Below are 12,331 nucleotides of genomic sequence, written 5' to 3' on the forward strand. Positions count from 1 at the left end.
TGTATTATGCAATACATAGTACTAAATAAAATTCCTAACCAGTAAGTAGGTTTTTTTTATCGAAAAACACTTTTTTTCACTTTTTAATTGACAAGTTGAAAATGTAACACTACATTTATAATTAATTAACTATTAACTGATCTTATTTATTAACGAAATGAAAAAACTTCTACTCGTAAGTTTGTGCTTTCTGCTGTACTCCATGCAGATTTTCGCACAGAATCGTACCGTAACAGGTACTGTGACCGCCAAGGAAGACGGGGGACCGATTCCAGGCGTTGCTGTTAGATTAAAAGGTACAACCGTAGGTACCGTTACCGGTTCAGACGGTAAGTATTCTATCAGCGTGCCACAGTCAGGCAAAAAAATCTTAGTCTTTACTTTTATTGGCTATGCCCCACTTGAAAAACCCGTTAACGGTGATATCATTAATGCCGTCCTGACAATTTCGAGCAGCGAGTTAGCTGAGGTTGTTGTAACAGCTAACAACATTAAAAGAGAAAAAAGAACCTTAGGATATTCGGCACCAACGGTAAGCAACAGGGAGTTAACCGAAGGGGGCAATCCAAGCGTGCTTTCATCACTAACAGGCCGGGTTGCAGGTGTTAATATTACTTCAACATCTAATACACCTGGTAGCTCAACACGTATTGTGCTTCGTGGTGGCTCATCAATAACCGGTAATAATCAGGCGTTAATGGTTGTTGATGGAATACCTATTGATAATTCAAGTATTATATCTTCAAGTAGTTCTTCTTCAAGCGGCGTTCCAAGCAGTTTAGCAGCTGTTGATTTCGGAAACAGGGGCAATGACATTAACCCAGATGACGTGGAATCCGTTACAGTTTTGAAAGGACCTGCCGCCGCAGCCCTTTACGGTTCAAGAGCATCCAATGGCGCTATCATGATCACAACCAAATCAGGTGCAAACCGGGCTCAAAAAACAGAGATAACACTTAGCTCCAGCAATACCTTCTCATCTATTTTGAAATTGCCAGATTGGCAAAATGAATATGGTCAGGGAGCTCAGGATGGCCCACTTGCTACCAAACCTAATTACTATACAGGTATAGACGATGCCAGCGATAACTTTAGCTGGGGGGCTCCCTTTACCGGAAAGGTAGAGCCATGGGGGCAAAAAATTGACAATGCTACTCAAACTAAACCGTACTCGGCTTTACCAAACAACGTCAAAAACTTTTTTAAAACTGGCTTTTCCTCTAACAATAACCTAGGCATTTCATCTGGTAATGATAAAAGTAGCTTTTATTTAGCCTTAAGCTCTTTAAACTCTAATAGCATATATCCGGGTGATAAAGACACTTATGATAAATATGGGGTAAGGTTTAATGGGAAGACGATACTTGCTAACAATTTTACCGCAAGTGTCAACTTCGACTATAATAAAATACAGTCAAATCAGCCCGCCGGCGGACAGGGTGCAAACTCTATCTGGATAAACTTAATGCAGACACCAAGGGATATTCCTATTAATGAGATGGGTGACCTTAGCAATAAGTATAATGGTTATAATCCACTTACCAATAAATTTGGTTTTTATGGTGCTTTTGCTTTGAACCCTTATTGGGTTATTCAAAACTATACTAATCTTGATGATGTTAACCGCGTTACCGGTTCTTTTAATCTGGCTTATAAGCCGCTTAGCTGGTTAAACATCGTAGAACGTGTAGGTGCGGATTCGTACTCGGACCGCAGAAAGCTTATTAACCCTAAATACGCATTCACTCCTGCTGACGAATCCGGCAGCGGACTTTGGGATCAGAATGTTGCCTCCTCCAATGGGTCTTACGAAATAGATCAATTTAATGTGAACGAAGTAATACATGATTTAATGGTTACCGCAACCCATAACTTTACTAAGGATTTTGTCGGGTCATTGCTGTTAGGTAACAATATTCGTGCACGTTCTACAACTTCAAATCAAACAAGTACAAACACCAGCGGTGGTTTGATAGTACCTGGCTGGTATGATCTTCAAAATAGTAATGGACCGGTAAATATAATATACGACAATATTTCGATAAGAAGGTTAGTAGGTTTTTATGCTGATTTAAGTCTTTCTTATAAGAATTACCTGTTTTTGGATGGTACCATAAGAAACGACAGATCTTCAACACTACCTTTAAGTAACTACTCGTATTGGTATCCAAGTATAAACGGTTCATTTGTATTTAGCGAATTATTTAAAAACTCCGGTATTGCTGAGATTTTAAATTACGGTAAACTCCGGTCAAGCTATGCACAGGTAGGTAGCGATACCAGCCCTTATCAATTAACAACCACTTATAGCAGTGCAACAGTTAATGGAAGTTTTGGCAATACTAAATTTCCATTCGGAAACGTTCCTGGCTTACAGATTGGATCAATGCAAGGCAATAATCAACTTTCACCGGAGCAAACGAGCGCGTTCGAAATTGGTACCGAGTTATCATTTTTCCAAAGCAGGTTTTCAGTCGACTTCAGTTATTATACTAATGACTCAAAAAAACAGATATTATCGGCCCCTGTTCCTAATTCAACGGGATATGGTTCTCAGGTTGTCAACGCAGGGGAAATTAAGAACAAAGGTATAGAGTTAGCCCTTAGCGGAACACCAATTAAAACCGGCTATGGCTTAACTTGGAATTTGTATGGTACATTTAGCAAAAACAACAGCGAGGTGGTTAGTTTACCGGCAGGTGTTTCACAAGTAATAATAGGCGGATACAGTGGTATGTCAATAGTTGCGGCTAAGGGACAACCCTATGGCGAATTTTATGGTATAACAAAGCAGACAGATGCACAGGGAAGAACCATCGTAAGCAAAACTACCGGGCTACCCTTGCTCACAACAGCACCACAATACCTGGGTTCATATAACCCGAAATTTCAGGCATCATTTGGTACAGATGTAAGATACAAAGGTTTTGATATAGGTGTATTGTTTGATGTTAAACATGGTGGCGTATTCTATTCAAAAACAAAAGAAATTACAGATTTCGTAGGAACTTCTGCTGAAAGCGGTGGAACCCGCTTTGGTGAGCCGTTCCCCAATTCGGTTTACCTTGATGCTGCAGGCAATAGCGTTGTTAATACAACCATCCCCTACTCTAAATATGCTTATTATACTCCAGAAAACAATCCTGGTATAAATATAGTAGATGCATCGTATATAAAAATGCGCAGTGCCACAATATCTTATACTTTGACCAAAAAACAATTGAGGACCTTGCCGTTTGGTGCGTTAACAGTAGGCTTGTTTGGTAATAACCTGTTTTTATGGACGCCAAAAGCAAACCAGTTTGTGGATCCCGAAGTTAACTCAAGTGGAGCTGGAAACGAACAGGGCTTTGATTTTGCAGCAAATCCATCGGTCCGTAACTATGGTATTAACGTGAAAGTTTCATTTTAACAATTATCATCATGATCAGAAAATATAAATTTAGTTTAAGGCAAACCCTGTTTATAGGGCTTGTGGCAGGAGTGGGCTTTTCGGGCTGCAAAAAGTTTTTGGACATAAATCAAAATCCAAATAACCCCGAAGTCGTTGATCCTTCATTGCTTTTACCTACAACTCAGGCCGCAATTAGTCAAGTTGTTGGCAATTCCTTCCAGGTATTCGGCAGTATGTATGCTCAGTATTGGACTCAAAATCCACAATCGTCACAATATAAAACAATTGATCAGTACCTTTCAAAAAACACAGATTTTGACAATCCATGGCTTAATATATACCGCGTTGCGTTAGTAAATTCGGACTTGATATTAAAAAGCAACCAGCAATTGCAAGCTACTAAAGGCATTGCCTACCTGATGAAGGCTTATGGGTTTCAATTAGCAACCGATGCCTTTGGTGACGTGCCTCTCACACAGGCGTTGCAGGGGAGTAATATCAATCCAAATCCTAAATATGAGGCTCAAAAGGTAGTTTATGATAGCATATTTGCCTACATTAATAAAGCGTTGGTCTTGCTCCATAGACAAGGCGCTGCTTCGCCAGGAGCGCAGGATATGATATTTCAGGGAGATACGACCAAGTGGATCGCTTTTGCAAATACCCTTAAACTGAGAGCATACTTACGCTTGTCTAAGGCTGATCCAGTAAACGCTGCAAGTGGCATAAGGGCATTATATGCAACTAATCCTGCTCCAACATTTCTAACTGTAGATGCATCAATTAAATATACATCTACCGGAGGTAATGAAAATCCGTTTTATAACGAAGCGGCAAGTCCTACATTAGGGAAAACTCAAAATGTGGTGGCAAGTTCAACTGCAGTAAATGCTTTTAATGCGAACAGCGACCCTCGCTTGCCTTTGCTTTATGATTTGTTACCTCCAGCCGTCAACAATCTTGTGTCCATACCACAGGGAAGTTTTGCTAACTATGTTGGCAAATCGGTTTCTCCCCCATCTGCATTAACTGGCGGTAATGCCAAGAAGCCGGCCTCTGCTACGGCTCCTGTTAAACTGCTTTCTGCCGCCGAAAGCTATTTTTTGCAAGCCGAGGCCGTTTCCAGAGGTTGGACGAACAGCTCTGGGGACGTAATAGCCTTATATAAAGCTGGTATATCAGCGAGTTTTACCGCTACAGGTGCAGGAGACCCTACAGGGTATATTGCATCGCCAGCCGGATTACCGGCCTTAGCTACCAATCAGCTTCAAGCAATTATCACACAAAAATATTTTGCGATGTGTGGTTTCCAGGGCTTTGAGGCCTGGACAGAATGGAGAAGAACAGGTTACCCTACTTTCTTGGTTGTTTCCGTAGGGGCTCCGGCTCCTACCTCACCGCTGCCGGAACGTTTACTGTATCCTAACTCTGAACAAACTACAAATGCAAACTATCCGGGTACTGTGTCTTATAGTACACCTGTTTGGTGGGCAAAGTAATAATTTAGCTTATTTATAATATCAAGGGCGCTTTATCAATTGTCGATAAGGCGCCTTTTGTTTAAATGTCTCTACCTCATTTCCCATCCACGCTATACCTCCCCGGGCCAACAAAAATCAAACCCGCAAAAACAACAGCATCCTCAATAGCATGAGCCGCCTCGGTTAAGCCACCGCCGGTACCAAAGTGCATAAATGCCGCAACAACCAGGTTGATTGTTAATAGCAAGCATACTGGCCTGAAAGCTAAACCAATTACCAGTAAAAATCCGCCGAAGGTTTCGGTACAGGCTGCCATCAATCCCCAGAAAGTAGGCAGAAAATGAATGCCAACATATTTGGTAGCATGACCAATTTCGGTCCATTTTGCCGGTCCGCCTAACAGTTTGGGATAGCCGTGATATAAAAACAGGATCCCTAAACCTACCCGCATCATCAGCAGGCCTGTGTTTTTGTATTTTCCGAGATTTGATAAGATAGCCATCGTTATATGGGTTTAATGGAGGTGAAGTGTTGATTTACAGATAAACTGACTTTTTTCCCGAATATTAAAGCCCGGTTATCCGGGATGTGCCCTGCGGGAAAATCGAAGCATACCGGGTAAGTATATTCCTGAACGATGCTCATGATGATTTGTTCTACCGTTTGGCCGAAGGGGATATCGTTATCTTTAACATCGGTGAAACCACCAACTACTAAACCCGCCAGATTTTTAAGTTTATGGGCACGCTTTAGATGATAAAGCATCCGGTCGATGGCATACAAATACTCACCCACATCCTCGATGAATAAAATTTTACCGTCATAATCATAATCGGATACCGAACCCGATACCGCAACCAGCAAACTTAAGTTTCCGCCAATTAATTCACCTTTGGCCTCACCCGGCCGGTTATCAGCATGCGAGTTAAATTCGTAATTCAGTTCCTCGCCAAAAAGGCTCTTTCTTAAGGTCTCCAACGATGTTGCCGAACCATCCTTAATATTGACAGGCATTTGCCCGTGGATGGTCTGAATGCCGTAATTGGCATAGATATGGGTATGCAGAACAGTAATATCGCTAAAGCCGACAAGCCATTTGGGATGCTGGGCAAAATGTGTAAAGTCGAGTTTGTCAATCATGCGGATAGTACCATAGCCTCCACGAGCGGCAATAATGGCTTTGATGCTGTCGTCGTCCAAAAAACGTTGCATGTCCCTGGCCCGTAAATCATCGTCGCCGGCAAATTGGTGGTACGAAGCGCTAACAGTTTCGCCGATAACAACCTCTAAACCCCACGATTCAAGCAAGGCAATGGCGTCGGTCATTGGCGCAGGCAGTTTTTTTGCCGGGCAGGTAATGGCAACTTTGTCGCCTTTTTTTAAATAGGGTGGGCTTATGCTCATGTGTTTTTGTTGTTAATGTGAAGAAAAATTCAGTATCGGCAGATACAATAAACACGGCTCCTTGGTTCAACCCTCAAAACCGCGACTCAAGACTCCCGACTCCAGGCTCAAGACTCCCCTTTATCTTTCCATCCTCCCGAACCATTCAAAATAATTATCTTTGCCAAAACTATAAAAATACTGTATAAATCATTGGAACCGAAAACTTATAAACGATATACCATTACCGCCGCTCTGCCTTATGCCAACGGGCCTAAGCATTTGGGGCACTTAGCCGGAGCCTATATACCAGCCGACTTATACGCGCGTTACCTGCGCCTGCAAAAACGTGATGTTGTTTTTGTTTGCGGCAGCGATGAGCATGGCACCGCCATAGCCAACCAGGCCATGAAGGAACACACCACCCCGCGGGCCATTATTGACAAATACCACGAGTTAATTAAGGTTTCGTTTGAGCAGATCGGCATCTCGTTTGATATTTACCATCGCACCAGCGATCCGATACATCACCAAACCGCGCAGGATTTTTTTACCAACCTGAATGATAAAGGCATTTTTGTTGAAAAGGAAGAAGAGCAATATTACGACGAGCATGCCGGCGCATTTTTAGCCGACCGGTACATTATTGGCACCTGCCCTAATTGCGGCAACGAGAACGCCTATGGCGATCAATGCGAAAAGTGCGGTACATCGCTCAGTCCCGAAGAGTTAATTCATCCACGGTCAACTTTAAGCGGCAACAAGCCCATATTAAAGCCAACCAAGCATTGGTATTTGCCTTTAGATCAATATGAAGACTGGTTGAAGGAATGGATACTGAAAGACCATGCCAAAGACTGGCGCGCAACCGTATACGGGCAATGCAAAAGCTGGATAGATGGTGGCCTGCACCCGCGAGCCGTAACCCGAGACCTGGACTGGGGTATTAAAGTGCCCGTGCCAGGTGCCGATGGTAAAGTTTTATACGTTTGGTTCGACGCGCCCATCGGCTATATCTCGGCCACCAAGCAATGGGCCCTCGATAACGACAAGGATTGGAAACTTTACTGGCAGGACGAGGAAAGCAAGCTGGTGCATTTTATAGGCAAGGATAACATTGTTTTCCATTGTATTGTGTTCCCGGTGATGCTGAAGGCCCACGGCGATTTTATTTTGCCGGATAACGTACCCGCCAACGAGTTTATGAACCTGGAGGGCGATAAAATGAGTACCAGCCGTGGCTGGAGTGTAGAGATGCACGAGTACCTGGAAGACCTGCCGGCCAAAGTAGACGAGCTGCGTTATTACCTGACCGCCATTGCGCCCGAAACCAGCGACAGCGAGTTTACCTGGAAAGATTACCAGGCCCGCGTAAATAATGAATTGGTAGCCATACTGGGGAATTTTGTGAACCGGGTGATGATACTGATGCATAAATTTTATGATGGCAGGGTAGAGGCTGAAACGGCGACTATTGATTTGACAGATGAAAGTCTGAAGGCCCAGATAGGCCAGTTTTATGATGAGTTGCAGGCCAACTTTGAGGGCTATAAATTCAGGCAGGCGCAACAAACCATGATGGAAATAGCCCGTTTAGGTAACCGCTACCTCACCGAAAAGGAGCCCTGGAAAAGTATTAAAACCAACCCGGATGATGCTAAGGCTGCTTTGCATAATTGCCTCGTTTTAATAGTCCACCTGGCAACGTGCTTGCAGCCATTTTTACCCGGTACAGCCAAAAAGATATTGCACATGCTGAACTGGCCCAAAGATGTAATTGCCTTTGACGAGGAAGTGTTTTTTGCCAATGGCCATCAGTTAAATCCGTCATCCTTATTATTTGAAAAAATTGAGGACGACCTGATAGCGCGGCAAATTCAAAAACTGGTAGATAAAAAAGCAGCCATCGAAGGCCCGGCAGTAGTAGAGGAGGTGCCCGTGATTCCGGCTAAAGATAACATCAGCTTCGACCAATTCGCGGCGATGGATGTGCGGGTAGGTACCATATTGACAGCCGAAAAGGTAGCCAAAACAAAAAAACTGCTCAAGCTCACCATTGATACCGGCATCGACCAGCGCACCGTAGTATCGGGCATTGCCGAGCATTACGAGCCCGAAGGCATTATTGGCCAGCAGGTAAGCATACTGGTTAACTTAGAGCCAAGAGAGATCAAAGGCATCATGTCGCAAGGGATGATCCTGATGGCCGAGAATGCCGAAGGCAAGCTGAACTTTATTTCACCCCTTAACTGGATGCCCAACGGATCGGTAGTGCGATAAATGGGCAAATGAGTACATGTGCGGATGCGCAAATGAATTTGATTTTAAAATTCACACATATCGCTAATAATTCGCACATTTGCACTTCCAAATCCAAGGTCCCGTAGTTCAACGGATAGAATAGGAGTTTCCTAAACTCTAGATATGAGTTCGATTCTCGTCGGGACCACTATTAAACCCATCCATGGGAACGGGATGGGAAAGATTATTTAAGAGCCTTTAGATGAAAATCTGGAGGCTTTTTGTTGCCGTATGTTAATAGGATGATGTCCCCCAAATATCAGCTTTAGCCTTAAAGCCCTTTTACCGAAGAATATAGAACGCGCAAATTTTACATAACCTGATTTTATTTTAGACTAAGACAAAAGGCGTTTTGGCTTAATTCGTTTTTGAAATTACGCTGACCTTTGTACTATCAAAAAAATCAGACAAAATGAAAGCAATAAAAATTCATGAATTTGGCGATACGGAAGTGATGAAATTGGAAGAGGTAGAACACCCTGTGCCTCAGGCCGATGAAATATTGATAAAAATGTACGCCAGCGGGGTTAATCCGGCAGATTATGTTGTCCGGCAGGGTGGCAACGAGATTTTGAAACCGTTCCTGAAACTGCCACTGGGGCTTGGCCTGGATGGAGCTGGCGAAATAGAAGCAATGGGAAGCGATGTAAAAGGCTTTAAGAAAGGCGATAAGGTTTACGGTATTCCTAATTTTTTGGGTGGTACCTATGCAGAGTTTATTGCTGCCAAAGCCACCCAGTTTGCTATAATGCCAAACAACGTAAGCTTTAATGAAGCCGGTTCTATTCCATCCTGCGCATTAATGGCCTGGAACGGAATGGATCTTGGTAAAGTGGGCGCGGGTCAAAGAGTGTTGATCAATGGAGCCGGCGGCGGAATAGGCAACCTTGCAGTGCAATTTGCTAAAGCAAAAGGGGCATATGTGATTGGTACAGCCTCCCAACGCAATTTTGGTTTTTTAAAACAACTGGGCGCAGATGAAGTGATTGATTATAAGGACGAAAACTTTGCAAGCTTGCTGCGCGATATTGACGTTGTTTTTGACGCCTCGCCAGTATTTAATGAAGATGCTAGAATAATTATGGCAGTTGCATTAAAAGATGGCGGCAGGTTTGTTTCTGTTCAGCTCCCGTATCCTTTCAGCGAAGAGTTTCTTAATATACTTGCAAAAAAACACGGTGAAGCAAAAATGATTAGGCGGGAACTTGATGTTGCACTGTCACTTACCGATATTGCAAAACTAATTGAAGAAGGCAAGGTAAGCATTATTGTTAGCAAAGTTTACCCAATGGAAAAAGTAGCTGAGTCACATACCGAATTGGAAACAAAACACGTCCGGGGTAAGATTGTATTGGAAATTAGAAAAGAGAATTAACATAAAATGAAGCGGATCAAAACTATTAGTGAGTTTCACCAGTTCCGGCACCTACCTGCGCCGGAACATCCCCTGATCAGTGTGACTGAAATCGATCTGGTGAAGCAAACGGTGAATAAAGAATCCATGAACTGGTGTTACGATTTTTATGCTATAGGTATGAAAAGAGTTTCCTTCTCAAACCACATTAATTTCAGGTACGGGCAGCAGCCGTTTGACTTCAACGAAGGGATTTTATCTTTCGTGGCACCCAATCAGTTACTAAGCCTTTCTGTTGACACAAAACAAGAAACCACACAATCGGGGTGGCTGCTGCTCATTCACTCTGATTTTTTATGGAATACGCCATTAGCTAAATCAATCAGGAAATATGATTTCTGGGACTATTCGGTCCATGAGTCGTTATTTCTTTCAGTAAAAGAAGAAGCCACGCTCATTCATATCTTTAAAAATATACAGCAGGAGTATCATGCGAATATTGACCGCTTCAGTAAACAGATTATCATTGCACAGATAGAAAGCTTACTGACTTATGCAGACCGTTTTTATCACCGCCAGTTTATTACAAGGGAAAAAACCAATCATCAGCTATTGGAAAAACTGGAAACATTATTGGATGATTATTTTAGCAGCAATGAGTTGGTAATAAAAGGTGTGCCTACTGTTCAGTATATTACAGACGCACTAAATGTATCACCAAACTATTTGCGAGGTTTGCTTAAAGTATTAACAGGACAAAATACGCAACAGCTCATACATGATAAACTGATTGAAAAAGCCAAAGAAAAATTATCTGTAACAGATTTTTCTATTTCCGAAATTGCCTATGCATTAGGTTTTGAACATCCGCAATCGTTTACTAAATTATTTAAAAGCAAAACCAATTTATCACCTTTAGCCTATCGACAGTCGTTTAACTGATCTTAAATTGATGTATCGGCAGTTAGCACCAGCAAGGTTTGATTTTTCGGTTTGTCTAGACTAATAGTAGCCCAAATTCTTTTCCAGCCCCACCGCATTGTGCAAATCCTCTATAAAAGAGTTCGAGTTTTGTAGTCTAAGGACCACTAAATGACCCATCTTATGCCAAGTATGGGAATAAAATTGAAAAGCCTTTAGATGTAAATCTGGAGGCTTTTTTATTAAAGCCACAGCCAATAGAAATTAGTCTGAACTTATTATCAATAGATCAATTTCGCCAATTTTTTATCCAGTTCTCTTATGGGTTCTTCACTATAATCCATTTTATAAAACTTGTTGCGGCCTCGATAGCGTCCTATAATTTTATGGTTTTTGTCTATAAGTAAAACCAGGGAAGGGGCCATTTGGCGTATGCTATAAAATGTGTCAAGGTTAGCAACTGGGGCCGAAAATATATTATACCACGCCTCAATTTTTTCCTTTTTTACCGAGTCTCGCCAAATTTTCTTAAATGGCTCTGTCGAAACAGCAAGAATCTTTAAACCCCGGGATTTATATTTGTTATAAACTGGCTTTAAATCAGCGTTATCATTCGCCCAACCTGCCCAAAAGTAAAATAATACATAATTATTTATTTTAAAGGTCTGTGGATTAAACCTGCTACCGTCTATGTTAGTTCCTAATGGCATTCTAACAACACGTCCAACTATTGAAGCTTTGCGGTTTGCTATTACTTTATTAATCTCTTCACCATCTACGCTTTTTTTTACCGGCTGAGAAAACTTGTTGTAGAACATTTCTATCGAATCCAGCCGCATATCTCCTTCTGCAAAATTATTTAGTAAATAGGCACTTAGATAGGACTGTGGATGAGAACTGATATAGCGGTAATCTACCTGATCAATTTGCAGATTGCATTTATCGATTTTTGCTCCTACGGCCACGACTGCAATATGATTTTTAGGCGTATTGCCAGCGCTGGAAATCGCAAATGTTACTCTATACAATGAATCCCTTATTTTATTAATCGGTTTATACAATGTTTGCATTTTCATCCATTCATCCTGCACAGGCGAACCTGATAATACCGCATGCTCAAAATCGTTTTCCGTTAGTGATATAGTCATATTGCCAGGACTTAAGAATATATCAACATAATTTGATACATCTGGGCCGTTTGGAGTTATTTTTATATCACTGGTAACTCCCGCATAAACAGGGCTACTGATAAATCCCTTGAATGAGAAAATACCATTTTTTAGATAAACCTTACGTTGTGTTTTTTTGCCGCTACTTTCCTTGTAAGTTAAAAATATTGCGTGTGCGTGCTTGCCGATATATGTTCCTTTCAAGACAAAATTCGATGTTTTCTTTTCTTGCGCTAAAGCAATATAAGTAAACAGAGGTAAAAGCAACAACAAGTATATATTGCGTTTCATGACTTGAGGTTTATTACCTAAATTAATAATATTTTGT

At 41.8% G+C, this 12,331-nt stretch carries 8 protein-coding genes and 1 tRNA gene; 6 read left to right on the forward strand and 3 right to left on the reverse strand.

Going from position 1 to position 12,331, the window contains the following annotated elements; all coding sequences use genetic code 11:
* Nucleotides 1-157 precede the first annotated feature (157 nt).
* Both MUCPA_RS17410 and MUCPA_RS17415 read left to right on the forward strand, forming a co-directional pair.
* The gene (locus MUCPA_RS17410; protein ID WP_008508165.1) at nucleotides 158-3,412 is read left to right on the forward strand and encodes a SusC/RagA family TonB-linked outer membrane protein; all 3,255 of its coding nucleotides are present in this window, start codon (nucleotides 158-160) and stop codon (nucleotides 3,410-3,412) included.
* A gap of 11 nt (nucleotides 3,413-3,423) precedes the next feature.
* Nucleotides 3,424-4,893 (forward strand): SusD/RagB family nutrient-binding outer membrane lipoprotein, encoded by a 1,470-nt coding sequence (locus MUCPA_RS17415; protein ID WP_008508166.1) that lies wholly within the window; start codon nucleotides 3,424-3,426, stop codon nucleotides 4,891-4,893.
* A gap of 76 nt (nucleotides 4,894-4,969) precedes the next feature.
* On the opposite strand, the gene MUCPA_RS17420 is transcribed toward MUCPA_RS17415, so the two are convergent.
* Together MUCPA_RS17420 and MUCPA_RS17425 are read right to left on the reverse strand one after the other, a co-directional pair.
* On the reverse strand, nucleotides 4,970-5,377 hold the full coding sequence (locus MUCPA_RS17420; RefSeq protein WP_008508167.1) for a DoxX family protein: 408 nt from the start codon (nucleotides 5,375-5,377) through the stop codon (nucleotides 4,970-4,972).
* A 2-nt stretch (nucleotides 5,378-5,379) separates the two neighbouring features.
* Nucleotides 5,380-6,279: a S66 peptidase family protein gene (locus tag MUCPA_RS17425; protein WP_008508168.1), complete on the reverse strand. Its 900-nt coding sequence runs from the start codon at nucleotides 6,277-6,279 to the stop codon at nucleotides 5,380-5,382.
* Nucleotides 6,280-6,471: 192 nt separating this feature from the next.
* On the opposite strand from MUCPA_RS17425, the gene metG reads away from it, so the two are divergent.
* The 4 genes from metG (at nucleotide 6,472) to MUCPA_RS17445 (ending at nucleotide 10,855) form a co-directional block, all read left to right on the forward strand.
* The gene (gene metG, locus MUCPA_RS17430; protein ID WP_008508169.1) at nucleotides 6,472-8,538 is read left to right on the forward strand and encodes a methionine--tRNA ligase; all 2,067 of its coding nucleotides are present in this window, start codon (nucleotides 6,472-6,474) and stop codon (nucleotides 8,536-8,538) included.
* Between the two features lie 97 nt (nucleotides 8,539-8,635).
* Nucleotides 8,636-8,707, forward strand: a tRNA-Arg gene (locus MUCPA_RS17435).
* 264 nt (nucleotides 8,708-8,971) lie between these two features.
* Nucleotides 8,972-9,934 carry an NADP-dependent oxidoreductase gene (locus tag MUCPA_RS17440; protein ID WP_008508170.1) on the forward strand — a complete coding sequence of 321 codons (963 nt, stop codon included), beginning with the start codon at nucleotides 8,972-8,974 and terminating at the stop codon, nucleotides 9,932-9,934.
* Between the two features lie 6 nt (nucleotides 9,935-9,940).
* The gene (locus MUCPA_RS17445) at nucleotides 9,941-10,855 is read left to right on the forward strand and encodes a helix-turn-helix domain-containing protein (protein WP_008508172.1); all 915 of its coding nucleotides are present in this window, start codon (nucleotides 9,941-9,943) and stop codon (nucleotides 10,853-10,855) included.
* A gap of 260 nt (nucleotides 10,856-11,115) precedes the next feature.
* On the opposite strand, the gene MUCPA_RS17450 is transcribed toward MUCPA_RS17445, so the two are convergent.
* Complete coding sequence (locus MUCPA_RS17450; protein ID WP_008508174.1) at nucleotides 11,116-12,294, reverse strand: DUF4369 domain-containing protein; 1,179 nt, start codon at nucleotides 12,292-12,294, stop codon at nucleotides 11,116-11,118.
* Nucleotides 12,295-12,331: the final 37 nt, after the last annotated feature.

This window comes from Mucilaginibacter paludis DSM 18603, assembly GCF_000166195.2.
GTDB classification, from domain to species: Bacteria; Bacteroidota; Bacteroidia; order Sphingobacteriales; family Sphingobacteriaceae; genus Mucilaginibacter; species Mucilaginibacter paludis.